Source organism: Halomonas garicola (genome assembly GCF_031935715.1).
In the GTDB taxonomy this organism is placed as follows: Bacteria; Pseudomonadota; Gammaproteobacteria; order Pseudomonadales; family Halomonadaceae; genus Vreelandella; species Vreelandella garicola.
Genome location: NZ_JASSZF010000007.1, coordinates 38,933 through 61,012, shown reverse-complemented (window position 1 = coordinate 61,012; position 22,080 = coordinate 38,933). Strand labels below are relative to the sequence as shown.

Annotated in this window: 16 protein-coding genes; 6 read left to right on the top strand and 10 right to left on the bottom strand. The window is 61.6% G+C overall.

Going from position 1 to position 22,080, the window contains the following annotated elements; translation table 11 throughout:
- Window position 1: 1 nt before the first annotated feature.
- Window positions 2-2,266 carry a DNA topoisomerase IV subunit A gene (parC, locus tag RS027_RS04425; protein WP_311954739.1) on the bottom strand — a complete coding sequence of 755 codons (2,265 nt, stop codon included), beginning with the start codon at window positions 2,264-2,266 and terminating at the stop codon, window positions 2-4.
- A 37-nt stretch (window positions 2,267-2,303) separates the two neighbouring features.
- Window positions 2,304-4,199: a DNA topoisomerase IV subunit B gene (gene parE / locus RS027_RS04420; protein ID WP_311954738.1), complete on the bottom strand. Its 1,896-nt coding sequence runs from the start codon at window positions 4,197-4,199 to the stop codon at window positions 2,304-2,306.
- 259 nt (window positions 4,200-4,458) lie between these two features.
- On the opposite strand from parE, the gene RS027_RS04415 reads away from it, so the two are divergent.
- Window positions 4,459-5,928, top strand: a complete 1,470-nt coding sequence (locus RS027_RS04415; protein ID WP_311954737.1) for an NCS1 family nucleobase:cation symporter-1 — start codon at window positions 4,459-4,461, stop codon at window positions 5,926-5,928.
- A gap of 209 nt (window positions 5,929-6,137) precedes the next feature.
- On the opposite strand, the gene RS027_RS04410 is transcribed toward RS027_RS04415, so the two are convergent.
- From RS027_RS04410 to RS027_RS04385, 6 genes are all read right to left on the bottom strand, one after another.
- Window positions 6,138-6,620, bottom strand: coding sequence for a universal stress protein (locus RS027_RS04410; protein ID WP_311954736.1), 483 nt, complete (start codon window positions 6,618-6,620; stop codon window positions 6,138-6,140).
- Window positions 6,621-6,690: 70 nt separating this feature from the next.
- Window positions 6,691-8,253 carry an AMP-binding protein gene (locus tag RS027_RS04405; RefSeq protein WP_311954735.1) on the bottom strand — a complete coding sequence of 521 codons (1,563 nt, stop codon included), beginning with the start codon at window positions 8,251-8,253 and terminating at the stop codon, window positions 6,691-6,693.
- Between the two features lie 34 nt (window positions 8,254-8,287).
- The gene (gene sauS / locus RS027_RS04400) at window positions 8,288-9,727 is read right to left on the bottom strand and encodes an acylating sulfoacetaldehyde dehydrogenase (RefSeq protein WP_311954734.1); all 1,440 of its coding nucleotides are present in this window, start codon (window positions 9,725-9,727) and stop codon (window positions 8,288-8,290) included.
- Window positions 9,728-9,856: 129 nt separating this feature from the next.
- Window positions 9,857-10,864: a Bug family tripartite tricarboxylate transporter substrate binding protein gene (locus tag RS027_RS04395; RefSeq protein WP_311954733.1), complete on the bottom strand. Its 1,008-nt coding sequence runs from the start codon at window positions 10,862-10,864 to the stop codon at window positions 9,857-9,859.
- Between the two features lie 74 nt (window positions 10,865-10,938).
- Window positions 10,939-11,391, bottom strand: coding sequence for a tripartite tricarboxylate transporter TctB family protein (locus RS027_RS04390; RefSeq protein WP_311954732.1), 453 nt, complete (start codon window positions 11,389-11,391; stop codon window positions 10,939-10,941).
- Entirely contained in the window at window positions 11,388-12,917 is a 1,530-nt protein-coding gene (locus RS027_RS04385) for a tripartite tricarboxylate transporter permease (protein ID WP_311954731.1), read from the bottom strand. Before RS027_RS04385 ends, RS027_RS04390 begins: the two co-directional genes overlap by 4 nt.
- A gap of 261 nt (window positions 12,918-13,178) precedes the next feature.
- Between RS027_RS04385 and RS027_RS04380 the strand changes: the two genes are divergently transcribed.
- From RS027_RS04380 to RS027_RS04370, 3 genes are all read left to right on the top strand, one after another.
- Complete coding sequence (locus RS027_RS04380) at window positions 13,179-13,943, top strand: GntR family transcriptional regulator (RefSeq protein ID WP_311954730.1); 765 nt, start codon at window positions 13,179-13,181, stop codon at window positions 13,941-13,943.
- Window positions 13,944-14,154: 211 nt separating this feature from the next.
- Window positions 14,155-15,726, top strand: coding sequence for a Re/Si-specific NAD(P)(+) transhydrogenase subunit alpha (locus RS027_RS04375; protein WP_311954729.1), 1,572 nt, complete (start codon window positions 14,155-14,157; stop codon window positions 15,724-15,726).
- Between the two features lie 17 nt (window positions 15,727-15,743).
- Window positions 15,744-17,186 (top strand): NAD(P)(+) transhydrogenase (Re/Si-specific) subunit beta, encoded by a 1,443-nt coding sequence (locus RS027_RS04370; protein WP_311954728.1) that lies wholly within the window; start codon window positions 15,744-15,746, stop codon window positions 17,184-17,186.
- A 107-nt stretch (window positions 17,187-17,293) separates the two neighbouring features.
- Here the strand turns inward: RS027_RS04370 and pgi are convergent, their stop codons facing one another.
- A complete protein-coding gene (pgi, locus tag RS027_RS04365) occupies window positions 17,294-18,991 on the bottom strand; it encodes a glucose-6-phosphate isomerase (RefSeq protein ID WP_311954727.1) in 1,698 nt (565 codons plus the stop codon).
- Window positions 18,992-19,105: 114 nt separating this feature from the next.
- Here pgi and cmoA point away from each other — a divergent pair, with 114 nt between their 5' ends.
- Both cmoA and cmoB read left to right on the top strand, forming a co-directional pair.
- A complete protein-coding gene (gene cmoA / locus RS027_RS04360) occupies window positions 19,106-19,849 on the top strand; it encodes a carboxy-S-adenosyl-L-methionine synthase CmoA (RefSeq protein ID WP_311954726.1) in 744 nt (247 codons plus the stop codon).
- Window positions 19,850-19,853: 4 nt separating this feature from the next.
- Window positions 19,854-20,858 (top strand): tRNA 5-methoxyuridine(34)/uridine 5-oxyacetic acid(34) synthase CmoB, encoded by a 1,005-nt coding sequence (cmoB, locus tag RS027_RS04355; protein ID WP_311954725.1) that lies wholly within the window; start codon window positions 19,854-19,856, stop codon window positions 20,856-20,858.
- Here cmoB and RS027_RS04350 read toward each other — a convergent pair.
- Window positions 20,855-22,006 carry an App1 family protein phosphatidate phosphatase gene (locus RS027_RS04350; protein ID WP_311954724.1) on the bottom strand — a complete coding sequence of 384 codons (1,152 nt, stop codon included), beginning with the start codon at window positions 22,004-22,006 and terminating at the stop codon, window positions 20,855-20,857. The two genes, cmoB and RS027_RS04350, sit on opposite strands and share 4 nt — an antisense overlap.
- Between the last annotated feature and the right edge of the window lie 74 nt (window positions 22,007-22,080).

Sequence of the window (22,080 nt, the reverse complement as noted above, 5' to 3'; positions counted from 1 at the left end):
GTCAGCCGTCGCGGCGCTGCGCCTCGATACGGTCCACCCGCTGAAAGCCCCGGGGCAGCTTGCTGCCGCGCCGCCCGCGCTCGCCGCGGTAGTAGCCCAGATCATCGGGCTTGAGCGTTAGCTTGCGCTTGCCGGCGTAAACCACCAGGGCGTCGCTTTCCGCCAGCACGGCGATATCGCGGACGAACTCTTCCCGCCGAGCCGCCCGGGCGCCGGGGATATCGAGCATCTTGTTGCCCTTGCCCCGGGCCATTTCCGGCAGCTGGTCAAGCGTAAACAGCAGCAGCCGCCCCTCGTTGGATATCAATGCCACCCACAGCGCTTCGTCGCCGTCGGGGATAGCCGCCGGCGGCAGCACGCTGCAGCCCTTGGGTAGCGTCAACGCCGCCTTGCCGGCCCGGTTCTTGCCGGTCAGCGTATTAAGTCGGGCAACGAAACCGTAGCCGCCGTCCGAGGCCAGCACAAAGCGCTGCTCCGGCGGCGCCAGCAGAATGCCGGCCATCTGCGCGCCGGCGGCCACGTTGACCCGGCCAGTCACCGGCTCGCCCTGGCCCCGGGCGCCGGGCAGGTTGTGCGCGGCCAGCGTGTAGGCTCGGCCGGTATCGTCGAGCAGCACCAGCGGCTGGTTGGTCTTGCCCCGGGCAGCCAGGGCAAAACTATCGCCGGCCTTGAAGGACAGCCCCGCGGGGTCGATCTCGTGGCCCTTGGCGGCACGAATCCAGCCTTTCTCAGAGAGCACCACGGTGATGGGGTCGGCGCCCAGCAGCTCAACCTCGGACAGCGCCCGGGCCTCCCCACGCTCCACCAGCGGCGAGCGACGCGCGTCGCCGTGTTCCTTGCCCGCGGCGCGGATTTCCTTCTCGATCAAGGTGGTCAGCCTGGCTTCGCTGCCCAAAAGCCCCTGCAGGCGCTTGCGCTCCTTCTCCAGCTCGTCCTGCTCGCCGCGGATCTTCATCTCCTCAAGCTTGGCGAGGTGGCGCAGGCGCAGCTCTAAAATCGCTTCGGCCTGGCGCTCGGACAGCCCGAACGCGGCGACCAGCGCGGGCTTGGGCGCGTCCTCTTCGCGAATGATGCGGATGACTTCGTCCAGGTTGAGGTAGGCGGCCAAAAGCCCTTCCAGCAGGTGCAGGCGCTCTTCCACCTTGCCCAGGCGGTGCTCAAGCCGGCGGCGTACCGTGTCCCGACGAAACTCAAGCCACTGGCCCAAAAGCTCGGGCAGCGCCATCACCTTTGGCCGGCCGTCCAGGCCGATGACGTTGAAGTTGACGCGAACGTTCTTTTCCAGGTCCGTGGTAGCAAACAGGTGCGCCATCAGCGGTTCGACGTCCACCCGGGCGGAGCGCGGCTCGATCACCAGCCGCGTGGGCTCCTCGTGGGTGGATTCGTCGCGCAGGTCGGCGACCATGGGCAGCTTCTTGGCCTGCATCTGGGAAGCGATCTGCTCCAGCACCCGAGCCCCGCTGACCTGGTACGGCAGCGCGGTAATCACGATGTTGGCATCCTCACGGGTAAAGCGCGCGCGCATCTTCACCGAGCCGCGCCCGGCCTCATAGAGCTTGCGCAGGTCTGCCCGCGGGGTAATGATCTCCGCCTCGGTCGGAAAGTCCGGCGCCGGCAGATATTCCACCAGATCGGTGGTGGTGGCGTCGGGGTGGCGCAGCAGGTGGCAAGTGGCTTCGACCACTTCGCTTGCGTTATGCGGCGGGATATCGGTAGCCATACCCACGGCGATGCCGGTGCCGCCGTTGAGCAGTATGTGCGGCAGCCGGGCGGGCAGCACCTCGGGCTCCTGCATGGTGCCGTCAAAGTTGGGCGCCCAGTCCACGGTGCCCTGGCCAAGCTCGGCGAGCAGCACTTCGGCGAATTTCGACAGCCTGGCCTCGGTGTAGCGCATGGCGGCAAACGACTTGGGGTCGTCGGGGCTGCCCCAGTTGCCCTGGCCGTCCACCAGCGGGTAGCGGTAGGAAAACGGCTGGGCCATGAGCACCATAGCTTCATAGCAGGCGCTGTCGCCGTGGGGGTGAAACTTGCCCAGCACGTCGCCCACGGTGCGCGCGGACTTCTTGTGCTTGGCGCTGGCCGACAGCGCAAGCTCGCGCATGGCGTAGATAATGCGCCGCTGCACGGGCTTGAGCCCGTCGCCGATGTTGGGCAGTGCCCGATCCAGAATGACGTACATCGAATAGTCGAGGTAGGCTTTTTCGGTGTAGTCGCGCAGGGAAAGGCGTTCGACGTCGCCTTCCGCCACGGCAATATCCATGCTCATTAATGGGCCTCTTGTCAAAACCGGTCGTCGCCGGTGCTTATACGTCCACTTCGGCGAGGTTGCCGTAGTGTTCCAGCCATTCCTTGCGGTCGGACGCGCGTTTTTTCGCCAGCAGCATGTCCAGCATCTGCTCGCTGCCGTCGCCGTCGCTGCGGGTCAGCTGCACCAGCCGGCGGGTGTCCGAGGCCATGGTGGTCTCGCGCAGCTGCAGGGGGCTCATCTCTCCAAGCCCCTTGAAGCGCTGGACGTTGGGGGTGCCGCGCTTTTTCGCCAGCCGCTTTAAAATCGCATCCTTTTCGCTTTCGTCCAGGGCGTACTGAACCTCCTTGCCAAGATCAATGCGGTAAAGCGGCGGCATGGCGACAAAGATGTGGCCGGCGTCCACCAGGCTCGGGAAGTGGCGCACGAACAGCGCGCACAAGAGCGTAGCAATGTGCAGACCGTCGGAGTCGGCGTCGGCGAGAATACAGATCTTGTGGTAGCGCAGCCGTTCGAGATTGGCGCTGCCGGGGTCGGCGCCGATAGCCACGGCGATATCGTGGACTTCCTGGGAGCCGTAGATGTCATGGGGCTCTACTTCCCAGGTGTTGAGGATTTTCCCGCGCAGGGGGAGAATCGCCTGGGTTTCACGGTTGCGCGCCTGCTTGGCGCTGCCCCCGGCGCTGTCGCCCTCGACCAGAAACAGCTCGCTCTGGGCCGGGTCCTGGCCGGAGCAGTCAGCAAGCTTGCCGGGCAGCGCCGGGCCCGAGGTGACCTTTTTGCGCGCCACCTTTTTGGCCTTTTTCTGGCGGCGCTGGGCCGCGTTAATGACCAGCTCGGCAAGCGCCTCGCCGTCGGCCACGTGGCGGTTGAGCCACAGCGAGAACGCGTCCTTGACCACGCCGGAGACAAACGTCGAGACCGCACGCGACGACAGCCGCTCCTTGGTCTGGCCGGCAAACTGCGGGTCGAGCATCTTGATCGAGAGCACGAACGATACCCGCTCCCAGAGATCGTCGGCGGTGAGCTTGATGCCCCGGGGCAATAGGCTTCTGAACTCGCAGAATTCGCGCAGGGCTTCCAAAAGCCCCGAGCGAAAGCCGTTGATATGGGTGCCGCCCAGGGGCGTGGGGATCAGGTTGACGTAGGACTCCACCAGGGTGTCGCCGCCCTCGGGCAGCCACTGGATGGCCCAGTCGACGCCGTGCTCGTCGTCGCTGAAGTGGCCCAGAAACGGCTCGGCGGGCAGCACCTCATAGCCATCGGTGGCTTCCACCAGATAGTCGCGCAGGCCATCGGCGTACTGCCAGTGGCTTTGAGTGCCGTCGGGCTCAACAAGCGTCACTTCAAGCCCCGGGCACAGCACCGCCTTGGCGCGAAGCAGGTGCTTCATCCGCCCCACCGCCAGCTTGGGGCTGTCAAAGTAGCTCTCGTCCGGCCAGAAACGCAGCAGCGTTCCTCTGGCACGCTTGGGCGCCTTGCCCGCCGGCGCCAGCTCCTCCACCTTTTGACCAAACTCGAAGGCCATGGCGTGGCGCGCGCCGTCTCGGGTGACTTCCACCTCCAGGCGGCGCGACAGCGCGTTGACCACCGACACCCCGACCCCGTGCAGCCCCCCGGAAAAGCGATAGCTGGAAGCGGAAAACTTGCCCCCGGAATGCAGCTTGGTCAGGATCAGCTCGACGCCGGAAACGCCGTGCTCGGGGTGGGTATCAATAGGCATCCCGCGGCCGTCGTCGGACACCTCGATGCCGCCGTCCACCAGCAGTGCCACCCGGACCCTTTTGGCGTATCCGGCCAGCGCCTCGTCGACGCTGTTGTCGATAACCTCCTGGGCCATATGGTTGGGTCGGGAGGTGTCGGTATACATGCCGGGGCGTTTACGCACCGGTTCAAGCCCCGAAAGGACTTCAATCGAGCTGGCACCGTACGAAGAGGCATCGAACTGGGACATGTGGCACTGATTTCCTGATAAGGAGCCAAAAAGGCACAGGATACCCCAAAACCCCTTAAGCTGTATATCCGCACAGATACAGGTCAAGGCTATCGCCGTTAGCCCTGCATATAAGAGAAAGCTCGTTGCGCCAGCGGGGCATTGCTGTCACCCTTCTTTTGTATACAAAAATCTGGAGAGGCATTGAGTCACGGCTCAACTCCCGCGGCTGGAATTTTTACAATAAAATCAACAACTAACAATAGGCACGAGTTTACCAATGCCCGATATTTCTGATAAAGAGCTTGAAATAACTCACGGCTCCAGCCTCCTGTACAACAAAGACCTGGCACCGGTTAAAAAGGCGTCGCGAACCTGGGGCTGGTTTGAAATTTTCAACGTCTGGTCCAACGACATTCAGAGCCTTTTCGGTTATACCCTGGCGGCTTCGCTGTTCATTTCCTACGGGCTGAACGGCTGGCTGGTTATGGCCGCTATCATTCTCGCGGGCTGTGTGGTCATGGTGCTGGTCAATCTCTCCGGGGCACCCAGCGTCAAGTACGGCGTGCCCTTCCCCGTACTGGTACGTGCCAGCATGGGGGTCTTCGGGGCCAACTTCCCCGCCATGCTGCGCGCCATTACCGGTATTTTCTGGTACGGCGTGCAAACCTACTTTGCTTCCACGGCGCTGGCCTTGCTGATTACCGCGCTGGTGGGTGACCCCGGCGGCCAGTGGCTGGGCATGTCGGCCGTCGACTGGCTGTCCTTCGCGCTGGTCTGGCTGTTCCAGGTGATGATGTTCTGGCAGGGCATCGAGCGCATCAAGCACTTCCTGAACTGGGCCGGCCCGCTGGTTTATGTGGTCATGGTAGCCCTGATGATCATCATCTGGTATCAGGCCGGCAGCGACCTGTTGCCCGCTATTGACTCCATTTTCAGCGGTTCGAGCGACTTTGAAGGCAGCTCTCTCAGCGCCTTTCTCGCCATCACCGGCACCATGATTGCGTACTTTGCCGCCGTGGTAATCAACTTTGGCGATTTCACCCGCTTTGTCAAAAATGAGCGGCAAATGAAAATCGGCAACCTGATCGGGCTTCCGCTCAACGTCGCCTTTTTCTCCTTTATCGCCTTGATCATTACCGCCGGCACCCTGGCGCTGTTTGGCGAAACCATGACCAACCCGTCGGATATTATCGCCCACGTTGATTCGCTGCCCCTGACCATTATCGCCGCGATTACCTTCTTCGCTGCGACGGTGGGCATCAACCTGGTGGCCAACTTCATTCCGCCGGCCTATGACCTGGCCAACCTCTTCCCCAAAAGAATCAGCTTCCGCACCGGCGGCCTGATTACCGCCACCATTGCGTTTTTCGTGGGCGGTCTGTGGGTGGCCGTTATCAGCAACATCGGCATTGCCGGCTTCGTCAACGCCATTGGCGCTATCGTGGCTCCCTTCTACGGCATCATCGTGGTGGACTTCTACCTGATCCGTCGCCAGAAGCTCAATATCCAGGACATCTTCTCCCGGGACCCGAACGGTGACTACTACTACGTCAAAGGCTGGAACAAGCGCGCCATCATGGCCTTTGCGCTGGCGGCCGTGTTCTCCATCTCGTCAGTTTGGGTGCCGGCGCTGGAATCGCTCGGCGGCTACGCCTGGCTAATCGGCGCGGCTCTAGGCGGCATTTTCTACCGTTTGCTGATGCTGGGGAAACGCCCGTCGGCCGAGCAGCAGGCACGCGCCCGCTGAGATTCGCCTAAACAACCGATCGCAATACGGTGCCCCAAACTGTATCGCCGAATTGACTTACGCCTTGCCGATCGCCACAGGTGGCGGAATTTCGGAGAAGCGACGACGCAGGGGGCGCAGTCAGCTCGTTCGTGGATGCGCCCCGCGCTCTTCTCGCCGCCGTGGAAGGCGGCAGGCAGGAATATGATAGACCGGCTGAAAAGTGAGGGTCAGACGGGGAAAAGAAAGACCGGTCGCGGCGTCTTGAGCGTGACTTTCCTGGCCACCGAGCCAATGATCATGTCGCTCATCCCCGAATAACGGTGCGATCCCAGTACGATGCAGTCGGCGTCTATGCGCTCCGCCTCGTTCAGAATCGTGCGCCCGGGTCGGCCGGTGAGCACCCTGATTTCAGCCACTCTTGCCCCCTGGGAATCCTCCGCCTCCAGCGCTGACAGGCTAAAGCTCTCCAGCCGCTTTTCTATCTCGCTAACGGCTTCGTCAAAGGCAGTGCCGCGGTAGGTGCCCAACACGGAACTCGAAACGTAACGTTCGGCAACGTTGTTTCGCAGAATGGCAGGATCCTCAATGACATGAAGAACATGAATCGCCGCACCAAATTTTTCGGCAAGCCCTATGGCGCAGCGAAAGACCTTGGGCCCGTGCGGCCCGAGGTCGGTCGCATACAAAATGCGTTGGATATTAAATTGCATAACGGACGCTCCGCATGGCCCGGAAGCCGTGTCCCGGGCCGGTTGAATATCGAGCCTCTATCTCGCCGTATCACTGGTTGTCGGCAATCATATCGGGGCTTTGCTTCAGGTCATCGAGCATGTCTGCAATACTTAGCCGCTGGACCTTCCCAGACGGCCCCTTGGGTAACCACTGTACAAACAGAACCTCCTTCGGCGTTTTGAACTTCCCGATATCCCTCTGGCAGAACTCGGTGAGCTCTTCCCCGCTTACCTCCTTGTTATGCTTGAGGACCACGCTTGCCATGATGTCCTGGCCGTAATGCGCATCGTCGATGGCAAAGGCGGCGGCTTCCAGAATCGCAGGGTGCTTGAGCAAGGTTTCATCAATTTCCCGGGGCGCAATGTTCTCGCCGCCCTTGATGATCAACTCCTTGAGTCGACCCGTAATAAAGAAGAAATCTTCGTCATCCTGGTAGCCAAGGTCTCCGGTATAAAACCAGCCCTTGGCATCCAGCGACTCCTGAGTCGCCTCGGGGTTCTTGTAGTAGCCCTGCATCACGTTATCGCCTTGAACCACAAGCTCCCCGATCTCACCGCGCGTTGCCTCAGCGCCGTCCTCGGAGACGACCTTGACCCTGTTGCGGTAGGCGACGCCCGGTGAGCCGTACCTGGTCTGGAAAGGCGGCAAGGGGTTGGAGAGGATCTGAGCCGCCGTTTCGGTCAGCCCCATGGTTTCTATCAGCGGGATGCCGAAGGCCTCTTCGAATGCCTTGTGCGTGGCGACGGGTAGCGCCGACGACGCCGAACGGCCGAAGCGCACCCGAGAAAAGTCGGGATTGTCCCGAACCCCAGGGTTTTCATTATTCGCCTGCTCCAGCAGATAGGTCACAATGGTGGGCACCACGCTGAACCAGGTGCAGTGCTGTTCGCGAATCAGCTCCCAGAAGGCGCGGGTGCTGAAGCGGTGCGGCATCACCACGCTGCCCCCGCTGATCAGCGGCGCAATCAACGTCACGATCTCGGCATTGATATGATACAGCGGCAGCACGCACAGCCCCCGATCCTCCCGGGAAAGCGTGTGGGCCTCTACCGTATTCATGCCGCCGGCGAGCACGTTGCGATGGCTGAGCATGACGCCCTTGGGCTTGCCGGTGGTGCCCGAGGTATACATCAGCAAGGCGGTGTCGTCGGGATCGACGGCCGGCAAGGTCTGGGCCCCGGCGGCTGCGCCGGCGTCCCATTCCGGCCCGCGGTCCGGGCAGGTGGGAATAACCCGGATCGGGCGTTTGACCCGGCCGGTGAGCTGAGCCGCGCGTTCCTCATGCGCCGGCGAGGCAAACACAAGGTCGGCATCGCAGTGGTCCAGCACGTACTCAAGCTGGCTATCGCCGGCGATGGCGTTGAGCGGTACCGCCACGCGCCCGCTGGCCATTAGCGCCAGCAGCAGCGTGGCCGTCCACTGGCCGTTATCCATAAGAATGGCGACATGCTCGCCCGCCCCGACGCCCATGGCATCAAGCTTAGCTGCGACCTGGGACAGCCGTTCGTCAAGCTGCAGATAAGACAGCGTCTCGTCATGCTCCGGAGACACCAGAAAGGTCCTGTCCCCGCTATCGGAGGCCCAGCGGCGAATCGTATCTTGAATCGTCATAAAGCCAACACTCCTAGCATCATTGTTGTTTACATCAGGAACTGGCAAGCCCATACCGGTTCAGATAGCTGCCGAAGAGCTCATCCATGGACGGCTCATCGACGGGAATAGTACGGGCGATACGAGTGATGTTGAGGTAATGCCGGTAGTTGAGGTTTTCCGAAATGCTGTTTTCTCCCCAGGTGCCACAGCCCATGGATAGCGAAAACGGCAGGCCGTTATCAAAGTTACCGCCGCAGGCAAAGGCATGGGCCTGGTTCACAATGACGCGACAGACCGGCATCTCCAGGCCCAGGCGCTGGATGTGGGATTCATCCTCGGTGTGAATACCGCACGAGTGTCCCTTGCCCTGGTGGTCAAGCAGGCGGTGGGTCTGGGCAAAAGCCGCATCGAAATCCTTGACGCGATACACCGCCAGTACCGGGGAAAGCTTTTCCCCCGAGAACGGATGCTCCTTGCCGACCTGGTCCTCCTCGACCATCAGGAAGTCCGCGTTTTCCAACGCCGGACGCGTCAGCCCCGCGAGCCGGGCAATCTCGGGAGCCGAACGGGCAATGATGTGCCGGCTAAGATTTCCGTCTTCCCACATCGCCGCTTCCAGCTGCTTTGTCTCCTCGGCGGTGAGCATGGCGCCGCCGCTGCGCTCAAGCGCCGTGATGGCCGAATCGTAAATGCCGTCGAGAATCACCAGACTATTTTCCGACGAGCAGCTGGTGGCATTGTCAAAGGTCTTTGAGGCCGCAATCTTGCGCGCCGCATCCTCCGGCTTGGCTGAATCGTCGATGATCACAGGCACGTTACCCGCCCCGACCCCGATCGCCGGCGTGCCGCTGGAATAGGCAGAGCGCACGTTGTTTTGTGAGCCGGTAACGACGACCAGATCCACCTGGTTCATCAGCTCATAGGTGGTCGCCTTGCTGACGGGTGTGGGTAGCTGCTGTATCAGGTCGCGCGGCGCGCCGACTCGGTCAAGCTCGGCGTGCATGTATTCCAGAAGCTCGGTACAAACCTGCTGCCCTTTGGGCGAGGGAGCCAGAATAATGGCGTTGCCACCCTTGAGGGCGTTGATGGTTTTGTTGGTCGGCGTGGCCGCCGGGTTAGTCGACGGCACAACGGCGCCGACCACCCCTACCGGCCGGGCAATTTCGACCAGCCCAAGCTCGGGCAACTCCTGAATCACGCCCACGCTTTTGGCCTGCCTAAGGTCGCGTAGCAAACCTATCGTCTTTCGATGGTTCTTGGTGATTTTATCGCTGACGTTGCCTAACTCCGTGGTCTCGACCGCCATCTGGGAAATGGCTTCGTTGCGCCCGGGATGCACCAGCGCCCAGGCAACGGCGGTCACCACCTCATCAACCTCCTGCTGATCGTACCGGGCAAACTGCTCCTGGGCGGTGCGGGCTCTTTCCATCAGGCCGGAGACGATGCTCTGCGCCTCGGATGACGCCTCTTGCTGGAATTTCATGTTACTCATGGCTATCTCGCTCCATACGGCTCTGCCGATTCAGACAGCGACAGTCACGACGCTGCTATCGCGCTGTCGCTTACGTGTTCCTGTGTGGATATTTAAACGCCAATAGCGTGGCGGGCTTCATGTCGAGTATCAGCTCTCTTCTTTTATCTCTTCGACATCAAAGCCCTCAAACAGCTCGTCCAGATAAGCCTTGCGGTCCTTCCACATCTCTTTTAGCTCTTCACGGTCCATGACTCGCATGGGAGCTCCGCCTTTCTTGAGCTTGGCCTGGATTTCTTCATCATTGAACATTTCCACAAACTTCTCGGAGAGCACATCAAGGCGCTCTTCAGGCACGCCGGATGGCGCCATGACGCCGCGCATGTTGACACTCGAATCGTCGACCTCGTAGCCGGACTCCTGGAAAGTCGGCACGTCGGGGAGGAAGTCGCTGTGCCGCTCCGTATCGGCGACGCCCAGAATTTTCAGACGATCCTGGTTACGATAGGCGTCCGACAGGTTGTTGAAACCCGCCATTACCTGACCGCCAACGACGAGACGCAGGGCATCGACGCCGCCCGAAGTCGGGATATACTGCATATCGATATCGGCCGCGTTTTCCAGCTGCACCGCGGCAATATGGTGACCCACAAAGAGGCCCGCACCGGACACCGTCACCTTACCGGGGTTCTCTTCGGCATAGTTGACCAGCTCATCGATCGTATCGAACTGGCTATCCTTTCCCACAATAAGAACGGCCGGATCAGCACCCCAGTTAGCAACCGGTTCAAGATTATCGATGTTGTAATGCGTGTCATACATCAAGGACTGCGCAATAAAATGGGGCACGTTATACGCCGCTATATCATAGCCATCCTGCTTTCCCTTCTGGACCAGATAGTTCCAGCCTACCTGGCCTCCGGCGCCGGGGCGGTTGACGATCGCAGTCGGCTCGCCCAGGTACTGTTCCGATTTTGAACTAGCAATGCGCGCCTGGAAGTCAGTGGCGCCACCGGCCGAGTAGGAGACGACCATGTTGAGCGGCTGCGTTGGAAAATCCTCGGCGGCGGCGACCATGCTGCCCATCATCAATAGCGAGCTGCCTGAAACGATACCCACGAGGGTTTTCACTGCTTTTAGTTGGCGTTTGATTTTCATTTTATGTTCCTCTCTCGGAGTCAACTATTGTTGTTGTTCCTGCTGAATCTTTCTGGGGTTTGAATCCTATCGTTTTAAATCAGCGCGCCCTTGGGGACCTGCACCTCTAGCAACAGCACGAATACGGCATAAAGCACTCCCATGAAGATGGCCGAAATAGCGCAGCCTCGAATGACGCGGCGCCAGCTCCATGGCCCCTGAGTGTAAAGCACCGCGATTAATGCAAAGGCAATGAAGGAAGTGACGAAGAATCCCAGCCGCTCAGCAATCAACAGAAGGCCGCCGAGAATCAACAGAACAGGGATAACACCGGCCCACGGGATCACGGCTTCCGCAAAATTAGCTTTGTGCGATTTTCGGGTAGCTACCGTCACCAGTAAATGAATGGCTGAAAGAGCGACTAGCACCAGGGCGATAATTTGCGGAAACTCATAGCCGGGCTCCGATGGCCAGTACGATGCTACCGCCAGGCCAACAGCAATGAGTAAAGTAATAAGTGACGTCAGGTGACGCTTTAAGGAAGTCATGACTCCACTCCTACGGTACGGCCAGTTTCCTGACTACGCCTCTTTGCCTTGGCCTTGTACTCGGCAAAGATGCTGTAGCCGATGGATAGGACACAGAGGCTCATCAGCAATATGTTGATATTACCGGTGAGAAAATACTGGGCATTGCCTCCCGTCGCCTGGGCAATCATCTCGCCCTGGAGGAAGTTGGTTTCAGCAATTGGCCCGAGTATAATGCCCAGCACTACCGGCCCAGGGCTAAAGCCAAACCAGGTGGCAAAGTACATCGCCACTCCCATCGTCATCATGATGATCACGTCCGATACGCTGTTCTGTACGCTATAAGTACCAAACACCGCCAGAATCGCCACGGCCGCTGCCATGTAGTGCTTGGGGATCCGGATGATGTACTTGCTGAACCGGCTGATATAAAGGCCGAACACGACCAGCAGCACCTGGCTTACCAGCAACGCCCCCATAAAGGTCCAGGCCACCGGGGCGTGCTCCGTAAACAGGTCGGGCCCTGGAAAAAGCCCCTGAATCAAAAGGCCACCCAGCAGTACCGCAGCGGTCGGACTACCCGGGATCCCCAGCGACAGCATGGGGACCAGCGAAGCCCCGACCATGGAGTTGTTAGCACTTTCCGACGCAATAACGCCTTCCGGCTCACCGTGGCCAAAAGCATCGGAATCCGGAGAAAACTTTTTCGTCTGGTCGTAGGCAATCAGCCCCGCTATCTGCCCCCCTGCCCCGGGAATCAAGCCAACCAGAGTACCGATAACGCTACCGATGCCTAATGCGCGCACCTTTGACAGGTTATAAATGATTGATGTCCAAACCGGCCGCTGTTCCATCCCGAAGGTTTCATCAGCACGACCTTGCCTCGCCATCTCGATCATCTGAAACACTTGAGGAATGGCAAATAGGCCGATCAAAGCCGGGATAATCGTCACGCCGCCCTGTAGATGCTCGGTGAATACGAAACGCTCGGTTCCCGCGACCGGGTTAAAGCCGATCAGCGCAATCCAGATACCAAAAGCCCCGGCAATCAGACCTTTCAGAACCGAACTGCTACCTAATGAGCCGATGACCGTGATACCGAGGATCGCTGTCCAGAAGAGCTCCGAAGGACCAAAGCTCAGCGCGAACCCCACCAGCACTGGCGTAAAGAAAATCAGCACCAGCACGCCGATCACGCCGCCCACGCCGGAGCTAATAAAGCAGTAGTGCAGGGCCTCGGTAGCGCGCCCTTTCTTTGCCATCGGATGGCCGTCGAGCATGGTCGCTATATTAGCCGGAGCCCCTGGAATATTGACCAGAATGGCGCTGACTGCCCCACCTGCCACCGTCGAGGTATACAGAACTCCCAATAGAATAAGCCCAGATGTGGCATCCATCTGGAAAGTGAAGGGGATGAGCAAAGCCACCGCCATAGTCGGACTCAAACCTGGGGTAGCCCCAAGCAGCAGTCCCACCACCGTACCGGCGATGAGAATCACAAGATTCCACCCGCTCAACACCTGGGGTAGGTACTCAAATAATTCCACAGGGCCTTTCCTCCTCGCCTGCCCCGGCTAATGCAGGGCCGGACGTGTGCTTATGCTTGTTATATGAGGCATTATCTGACCGCAAGGTCATATACATAACCTACATCATAGGCTAGACTTGGCTATCATGGGTGTCAAACAAGAAGCATAAAGCCGCCTCAGAACTGCACATAAAGCGCAGAGGCTGGCGGCACCCAGGCTGACGCCGCCAGGCGTTGAGCGAATGAAAAACAAACCAGGTTCCAAGCCAGTGAGGGCAATATGGCAGGAGAAGTTGACCGACTACACTTGTTTTCCGCGACGCCGCTCGAAGCTACGAAAGGCAAGCCGCTCTATCGCGTTGTCGAGGATCACATTCGCCGCCTCATCAATACGGGGCAGCTGGTACCGGGTGACCTGATCCCGTCGGAATCGCAGCTGGCAAAGGCTCTGGGGGTAAGTCCCGGCACCGTTAAAAAGGCCATCACCAATTTGGTCTGGGAGCAGCTGCTGTTCAGACACCAGGGAAAAGGCACCTATATTTCCCGGGTCGACTTCGAGAAGAGTCTCTTCCGCTTTTTCTCCTATGGCGATCCCGAAGGTCGCTCCATTCGCATCCACAAAAAGACCACCGAACGCTGCCGCCAGCCCGGCCCCGCCGATATCTGCCGACGCCTTGGCGTGCCCGAGGGCTCCGATCTGGTCTACATCGAACGCGTGGGCTTAGTCGGCAACCAGCCTATTCTGGTGGAGTACTCCTGGTGGCCAGCTGCCGTTGTGCCGGGCCTTGAGAACAAGAGCCTTCACATTCCCGACTACCTTTACGCCCTCGTGCTAGACCAGTATGGCGTCCCGGTCGTGCGCGCCCAGGAGACGCTCACGGCGGACGCGGCCGACGCCAAGACAGCCGAGATGGTCGGCATCGACGAAGGCACCCCGGTGGTCGTACTCAAGCGGACAACGTACACCAAGGAGGACCATATCATTGAGGTGCGGACCACCAAGGGCCGCGCCGATCGCTTTAGTTACAAAACCGAAATTCGCTAATCTTTCTTCCCGGTGATTACCGTCTACTGCTCTACTGTGGGACGATAAGGAGGCCAGATTGATAATCGATGATCGAGGATATGAAAGCTGACCGACAGTGCAAGTTTGAATAGGCCTTGCCGCGATCAAAGAAGACCGCATAGCGTTTTATGCTTTCTATGGCAACTGGCGATGGCAACTAACGACTGATATTAATAAGGGGGAGTCCAAGGTGAAAACTGGTGCACCCAAAGAGAGTACGGCCGGTGAGGCGCGCGTCGCGCTAACGCCGGATAGTGCGCTCCAGATACAAAAGCTTGGTCACGAATGCTACCTGGAAGCCGGTGCCGGCGAAGCCGCGGGTTTCACCGATGCGGCCTATCGTGAGGCGGGCGTTACACTGGTCGACGGGGCCGAGGCGCTGTGGCAGGCGGTAGATACCGTGATCAAGGTGCGCGAGCCCAACGACACCGAGGCCGGCTACCTGCGCAAGAATCAGACGCTGATCTCGTTTTTCTGGCCGGCCCAGAACGAAGCGATGCTGGAGCGCTGCCAGGCGACCGGCGCTACCGTGATCGCCATGGACATGGTGCCGCGTATCTCGCGCGCCCAGAAGATGGATGCTCTATCGTCCACCGCCAATATCGTCGGCTACCGTGCCGTCATCGAGGCGGGCAATCAGTTTGGCCGCTTCTTTACCGGCCAGGTGACCGCCGCGGGCAAGGTGCCGCCGGCCAAGGTGCTGGTGGTCGGCGCCGGCGTCGCCGGGCTTGCCGCCATCGGCACCGCTACCAGCCTGGGGGCCGTGGTGCGCGCCTTCGACGTGCGCCCGGAAGTGGCCGAGCAGATCGAATCCATGGGCGCCGAGTTCCTGTTCCTCGACTTCGAGGACAGTCAGGACGGCTCGGAGAGCGGTGGCTACGCGGCGCCCTCGAGCCCCGAGTTTCGCGAGAAGCAGCTGGCGCTGTTCCGCGAGCAGGCGCCCGACGTCGATATCGTGATCACCACGGCGCTGATCCCGGGCCGCCCCGCACCCAAGCTGTGGCTCGAGGACATGGTCGCTGCCATGAAGCCGGGCTCGGTGGTGATCGACCTGGCCGCCGAACGCGGCGGCAACTGCGACCTTACCGTGCCCGACCAGCGCATCGTTACCGACAACGGCGTGATCGTTGCTGGCTTCACCGACTTCCCGTCGCGTATGGCAACGCAGGCTTCGCTGCTCTACGGCAATAATATCCGTCACATGCTCACCGACCTGACGCCTGAAAAGGACGGCCAGATCGTACACGACATGGCAGACGACGTGATCCGCGGCGTCACCGTGACCCACCAGGGCGAGATTACTTACCCGCCGCCGCCGCCCAAGGTGAAGGCCATCGCCGCGGCCAAGCCCAAACCCAAGGAAAAGGAGCCAACCCGCGAAGAAAAGCAGGCCGCCGAGACGGCCGCCTTCAAGAAGCAGACCAAAAGCCAGGTGTCCATGCTGGTTGTGGGCGGTGCGCTGATGCTGCTGCTGGGCATGGTGGCGCCGCCCTCCTTCATGCAGCACTTCATCGTCTTTGTGCTGGCCTGCTTCGTCGGCTACCAGGTGATCTGGAACGTCAGCCACTCCCTGCATACGCCGCTGATGGCGGTGACCAACGCGATTTCCAGCATCATCATTCTGGGCGCGATCCTGCAGATCGGCTCCGGCAGCGTACCGGTGGCGTTATTGGCCGGCATTTCGGTGCTGATCGCCTCGATCAACATCTTTGGCGGCTTCCTGGTGACGCGTCGCATGCTCGCCATGTTCCAGAAATCCTGAGCGGTGGAGACTAATAAATGCTAGGACAACAGTTCGTCACTGCCGCCGCCATTGCGGCCAGTGTCTTGTTCATCCTGTCCCTGGGCGGGCTGAGTAATCAGGAAAAAGCCAAGCGCGCGGTATGGTACGGCATCGTCGGCATGGCCATTGCGGTGGTATTCACCGCGCTTGGCCCGGGGGTGGGCGGCTTCGGCTGGCTGGTGCCGCTGGTCATCATCGGCGGCGCTATCGGCGCCTATATCGCCAAGCGGGTCGAGATGACCCAGATGCCGCAGCTGGTCGCAGCGCTGCACTCCTTTGTGGGGCTCGCGGCGGTGTTTGTCGGCTTTAACGCCGACCTTGAGCGGCGGCGGGTGCTGGCCAGCCAGACGCTTCGCAGCGCAAGCGATGAATTCTCCGCCTTTGCCGCCCTGGTCGCGGAAAAGACCCCGGCCGAGCTGACCTTTCTGCAGGTCGAGGTCGTGCTGGGGGTGTTCATCGGCGCGGTGACCTTCACCGGTTCGGTGATCGCCTTTGGCAAGCTTTCCGGCAAGATCGACGGCAAGCCCAGGCAGTTTCCCGGCGGGCACCTGCTCAACGCCGGCGCCGCGGCGCTTTCACTGCTGCTGGCGATTGTCTATATCAACGGCGCGGGATTCTGGACGATTTTGCTGCTGGCGCTGCTGGCCTTCTTCATCGGCTGGCACCTGATCATGGGCATCGGCGGCGCGGACATGCCGGTGGTGGTCTCCATGCTTAACAGCTACTCCGGCTGGGCGGCGGCGGCCATCGGTTTCACGCTCTCAAGCGATTTGCTGATCGTCACCGGTGCGCTGGTGGGGTCGTCGGGTGCAATTCTGTCCTACATCATGTGCAAGGCGATGAACCGCAAGTTCCTCAACGTAATCCTGGGCGGCTTCGGCGGCAGCCAGGGGCCGGCCGCCGAGATCGAGGGCGAACAGATCGCCATCGATTCGGGCGGCGTGGCCAGCGCGCTCAACGATGCCGACAGCGTCATCATCGTGCCGGGCTACGGCATGGCGGTGGCCCAGGCGCAGAACGCGGTGAGCGACCTGGTACGCAAGCTGCGCGATGCCGACAAGGAGGTGCGCTTTGCTATTCACCCGGTGGCAGGACGCCTGCCCGGCCACATGAACGTGCTGCTGGCCGAGGCCAAAGTGCCCTACGATATCGTGCTGGAGATGGACGAGATCAACGACGACTTCGCCTCGACCGACGTGGTGATCGTCATCGGCTCCAACGACATCGTCAACCCGGCAGCCCAGGAGGATCCCAACAGCCCCATTGCCGGCATGCCGGTGCTCAAGGTGTGGGAAGCCAAGAACGTCTTCGTCAGCAAACGCGGCCAGGGAACCGGCTATTCCGGCATCGAGAACCCGCTGTTCTTCAAGGAGAACACGCGAATGTTCTACGGCGACGCCAGGGAAAGCGTGGAGTCGCTGCTGCCACAGCTGGACTAGCGCGCCGGTTAACGGCGAACGCTAACGCCAAGGCCCGAACCGCTATCCGGTTCGGGCCTTTTTTCGTGTCGAGCTCGGCCGTCTCCGCCTGGCGAACGACGAGAAGCTCATTCGGGCGGGCCGCCACCCGCTGCCCAAAAGGCTTCCATCAGCCCCCGGGTGGAGGCATCCATGCCGTCGGGCTCGGCGTCGCCTTCGAGAATTTGCTGGGTCTGCCCGGCGATCTGCTTGCCAAGCTCCACCCCCCACTGATCGAAGGGGTTGATGCCCCAGATCGTTGCCTGAACGAACACCTTGTGCTCGTAAAGGGCAATCAGCGAGCCCAGGATTTCCGGCGTCAGGCGGTCCAGCAGCACCGTGGTCGAGGGCTGGTTGCCGCGATAGCGCTTGTGCGCCGGGCGCGGCGTATCGTCGTCGATGGCCTCGTCGCCCAGCATCAAAAGCCGCGACTGGGCAAAGCAGTTGGCCAGCGTCAAGCGGTGCTGGGACTGGAGCAGCCGGCGGGTTTCGGCGTCCTTTACGTCGTCATAGCGCGTAAGCGGCGCAATAAAATCGCACACCACCGGCTGGGTGCCCTGGTGCAGCAGCTGGTAAAAGGCGTGCTGGGCGTTGGGGCCAAGCTGCCCCCAGAGCACCGGGCAGGTGGAATACTCGGCGGCCTCGCCGTTTCGCGTTACCGATTTGCCGTTGGATTCCATTTCCAGCTGTTCAAGATACGCCGAGAAATACTCCAGGCGGCCGTCGTAGGGCAGAATCGAGTGGGCGCGAATATCCAGAAAATTGACGTTCCAAATGCCGGCAAGGGCGAGCATGACCGGGGCGTTGTCTTCCAGATTGGCCCGGGCGAAATGGTCGTCCATGGCGTGGGCGCCGGCCAGCAGGCGGCGAAAGTTGGCCATGCCGATCACCAGCGCGATGGGCAGCCCAATGGTGCCCCACAGCGAGTAGCGCCCGCCGACCCACTCCCAAAAGCGCAGCTGATGGGCCGGAGCGATTCCCCAGGCGGTCATTTTTTCCGGGCTGGCCGACACCCCGATGAAATGCTGGCGAATGATCAGCTCGGCGCTGATGGGCGCGGCCCCCTTGGGCGTAAGGCGCGAAATCAGCCAGTCCCGGGCGGTACCGGCGTTGGACAGCGTATCCACCGTGGTAAACGACTTCGATGAGAGCACGAACAGCGTGGTTTCCGGGTCCAGGCGGCTGAGATAGTCGACAAGCTGGGAGCCGTCCATGGTCGAGGCAAAGTGGATCTTCAGCCGATGAATATCGTCGGGGCGAAAGTCTGCCAGCGCATGGGTCACCATCTGCGGCCCCAGGTCCGAGCCGCCCACGCCCAGGTTGACCACCCGGCGGATGGGCTTGCCCGTCGCTCCCCGCCACTGCCCGGCGTGCAGCCGCTTGACCAGACTTTCCATCCGCGAAAGGCTTTCCTGTACCGCGCCGACCACGTCTTCGCCTTCCACCTCGAGCGTCGCGCCCGCCGGCAGGCGCAGCGCGGTATGCAGCGCCGGGCGGTTTTCGCTCTGGTTCATCCGCTGGCCGCTGAGCAAGCCTTCGATGGCCTCCGGTACGCCGGCTTCCCGGGCCAGCGCCAGCAGCTGGTTCAGCGTGTCCTCATCCCAACGCTGCTTGGAAAGGTCCAGCGTCAGCCCGGCCACCCGACGGCTGAAGCGGGCAAAGCGGTGCTCTTGCCCCTCCTCGGCAAAAAGCGCGGCCACGTGGCTGTGTTTGTGCGCCTCGGCGTGGCGCAAAAGCGCCTGCCAGGCGGGCAGTCTGTCGGGGGTGGTGGGTTCAACGTTGGCCATCTGGCCCTCTCCTTCTGGCACGCGTTTTTGAAACGGAGTCTGTTCGCGTCATGGCGGGGCGCGTAAACTATGGCCTCATTCTCGACGGATCGTTTTTACGGATCGGCCTGCCCCATGAGTGATGCATCTTACCGTGACGCCATCTTTTCGACACCCCTTGACCGGGTGGCGCGGTTTTCCTTCGACGAGAAAGTCGTGGCGTGCTTTCCCGACATGATCCGCCGCTCGGTGCCCGGCTACGGCCAGGTACTGGGCATGCTGGGACTGATTGCCGAGCGCCACCTGCGCCACGGCGCCCGGGTGTATGACCTGGGCTGCTCGCTCGGCGCCGGCGGGCTGGCGCTTGCCGGTGCCCTGCCCCCGGACGCTTTTGACTACGTGGGCCTTGATCTGTCCCCGGCCATGGTCGAGCGCGCCCGGCAAACCTTTACCGACGAGTGCCCCGAGCACGCCATGCAGGTGGAGGTCGCCGATATCCGCGAGGTGGAATACGCCCCGGCGGGCATGATCATGCTCAACTTCACCCTGCAGTTTCTGCCCCCGGAAGACCGCGACGCCCTGCTGGCAAGGCTCTACCGGGCGCTGGAACCCGGCGGCGTGCTGGTGCTGTCGGAAAAGACCGTCGACGCCGACGAGTACGACAACGCCTGGCGGGTGGAGCGCTACCACGACTTCAAGCGCGCCAACGGCTACAGCGATATGGAAATCAGTCAAAAACGCACCGCGCTTGAGAACGTGCTGGTCCCGGACACCCTGGAGGCGCACCACGCCCGCCTTGCACGCTCGGGCTTTGCCCGCTCGATGACCTGGTTTCAATACCTCAACTTTGCCTCCATGATCGCCTTCAAGGAGGGCTGACGGCATGGCGCAGCCAACGACTCTGACCGACGACCAGCGCGCGCTCTACCAGGCGTTTCTCGACCAGGGGCTCACCGAGTGGCTTTCCCGGCTGCCCGAGCAGCTGGCCGCCGGGCTCGACCGCCGCCGCCACGGCGACCTGCCCAGCTGGGAAAAGGCCGTGGCCAAGCTGCCCGAACTGCCCGACCGGCATCGAGTCACGCTTGATGCCGACACCGTGAGCGTGGAGGTAACGCTTGATGACAGCCGCCGGCGCCAGTGTGAAAATCTGCTGAAGAAACTCGCACCCTGGCGGAAAGGGCCGTATTCGCTCGGCGGGGTCGAGATCGACACCGAATGGCGCTCGGACTGGAAGTGGCAGCGCGTCGTCCCGCACCTGGCCCCGCTCGAGGGCCAAAAAGTGCTCGACGTCGGCGGCGGCAGCGGCTATCACGCCTGGCGCATGGCGGGCGCCGGCGCGGCCTTCGCCCTGGTGATCGACCCCTCGCCGCGGTTCTACTGGCAGTTTCAGGCGGTGCGCCACTTTGTCGGCGACGCCGACGGCGGGCGCACGCACTTTCTGCCCGTAGGCATCGAGGACGTGCCCGAGACGCTTGGGTTCTTCGACACGGTGTTTTCCATGGGCGTGCTCTACCACCGCCCCTCGCCCCTTGAGCATATTCAGCAGCTGAAAGACGCGCTCGCCCCCGGCGGCGAACTGGTGCTGGAAACCCTGGTGGTGGAAGGCGACGAACACACCGTCATGCTGCCCGGCAGCCGCTACGCGGCGATGCCCAACGTCTACTTCCTGCCGTCTTCCCGGGCGCTTTGCCACTGGCTCGAGCGCTGCGGCCTTGAGAACGTCCGCGTGGTCGACGAAGCGGCGACCACGCTTGACGAGCAGCGCTCAACCGAGTGGATGACCTACCAATCGCTTGCCGACTTTCTCGACCCTGACGATATCACCCGCACCGTGGAAGGCTATCCGGCGCCGCGCAGGGCCGTGGTCATCGCCGGCAAACCGCGCTAGCCGCCTTCGCTTTCGGCGTCGTCTGTGCTCTCTGCAGCCTCAGGATGGTCGCGAACGTTGCGCCTTACGGCCTCGCGGCCGTGGGCCGAAATAAACCCGCGGTGGTGGGCGTGGCGGGCCATTTTCAGACTGTCGGCGGCGAGTATCAGCTCGCAGTCGCTGCCCACAAGCTCTTCGCGCAGCCGGTTGATGGCGGCTTCGCGGTCGGGATTATTGTCCACCCGGCGGATATAGATCGCCGCGATGCGCCCCGGGTGGGCCTTGACGATCTCGGTATAGACTTCGGGGTCGTGCTGACCGCTGTCGCCGATCAGCACGCAGGGGACGTCGTCGAACAGCCTGAGCATCCGCTCGATCAGCTCGCGCTTATGATCCTCGGCCTTTCGCGGCCAGGGGTGGCGCCAGGAAAGCCCCCACTCGCGCAGAAATAAAATCGGCCCCACGGGAATACGGTTGATCTGGAAAAACGCCTCGAGCATTTCATAAATCGCCCAGGGCCCCCGGGATACGTAGAGAATCGGCCGCTCCAGCTTGCCGTCCGCTCCCCGATGAAGCGCCTGGTAAAGCGCCGCCACGCCGGGAAACGCCGTGCGCCGCTCGGCGGTTTTCACAAACAGCCGGTAGAGCATCTTGAGCTTCTCAGCCACGCCGGTGAACATCACCGTGTCGTCGATATCGCTGATCACCAGCAGATCGGTTTCCTCGGCGGGAACGTAGACTTCCGTGTGAGTGCGCACCAGGCGGTCAGCCGCGGTGCTCACTTCAATATCGGCGCGGTGCCAGGAGACTTCCACGGGCAGCGGGATTCCCAGCGGCAGGCGCACGTTGAAATAGCCGTCGCGGTCGGTCACCACCTGGCGATGGTTACCCCCCAGGCGCACGTCGACCTCGGCTCGCACCACGCCCCGGCGCAGTATCCGCCGGGCGACGTCGGCGGTATCGCGCAGCGCGCCGCGCCGGGGGATCATCCGCCCCAAGGCCATCTGGCGGTACACCCGCCCCATGACGAACGCCTCTTCCCGGGAGCCGTAGCCGCGATACGGGTGCACCACCGTGCCTCCGCGGCCGTTGTCTCGACGTACGGGCGAGGCCGCCACGTGGGCCAGCCGCCGGAAAAAATACGTGACGCGTCGCAGCCCCTGTTTCATAACGCCCAACTCCCTGCAGAGGACGCTTTACTGCCGCCCAGTGGATTGCATAACGCTTGTATAACTATTACATA

Excerpts from the sequence above, each read along its gene's own strand:
- pgi (WP_311954727.1), bottom strand. The coding sequence starts at position 18,991 with ATGGCCAACGTTGAACCCACCACCCCCGACAGACTGCCCGCCTGGCAG.
- RS027_RS04370 (WP_311954728.1), top strand. The coding sequence starts at position 15,744 with ATGCTAGGACAACAGTTCGTCACTGCCGCCGCCATTGCGGCCAGTGTC.
- RS027_RS04415 (WP_311954737.1), top strand. The coding sequence starts at position 4,459 with ATGCCCGATATTTCTGATAAAGAGCTTGAAATAACTCACGGCTCCAGC.
- sauS (WP_311954734.1), bottom strand. The coding sequence starts at position 9,727 with ATGAGTAACATGAAATTCCAGCAAGAGGCGTCATCCGAGGCGCAGAGC.
- RS027_RS04395 (WP_311954733.1), bottom strand. The coding sequence starts at position 10,864 with ATGAAAATCAAACGCCAACTAAAAGCAGTGAAAACCCTCGTGGGTATC.
- parE (WP_311954738.1), bottom strand. The coding sequence starts at position 4,199 with ATGTCCCAGTTCGATGCCTCTTCGTACGGTGCCAGCTCGATTGAAGTC.
- cmoB (WP_311954725.1), top strand. The coding sequence starts at position 19,854 with ATGGCGCAGCCAACGACTCTGACCGACGACCAGCGCGCGCTCTACCAG.
- RS027_RS04405 (WP_311954735.1), bottom strand. The coding sequence starts at position 8,253 with ATGACGATTCAAGATACGATTCGCCGCTGGGCCTCCGATAGCGGGGAC.
- parC (WP_311954739.1), bottom strand. The coding sequence starts at position 2,266 with ATGAGCATGGATATTGCCGTGGCGGAAGGCGACGTCGAACGCCTTTCC.
- RS027_RS04350 (WP_311954724.1), bottom strand. The coding sequence starts at position 22,006 with ATGAAACAGGGGCTGCGACGCGTCACGTATTTTTTCCGGCGGCTGGCC.
- RS027_RS04410 (WP_311954736.1), bottom strand. The coding sequence starts at position 6,620 with ATGCAATTTAATATCCAACGCATTTTGTATGCGACCGACCTCGGGCCG.
- cmoA (WP_311954726.1), top strand. The coding sequence starts at position 19,106 with ATGAGTGATGCATCTTACCGTGACGCCATCTTTTCGACACCCCTTGAC.
- RS027_RS04380 (WP_311954730.1), top strand. The coding sequence starts at position 13,179 with ATGGCAGGAGAAGTTGACCGACTACACTTGTTTTCCGCGACGCCGCTC.
- RS027_RS04390 (WP_311954732.1), bottom strand. The coding sequence starts at position 11,391 with ATGACTTCCTTAAAGCGTCACCTGACGTCACTTATTACTTTACTCATT.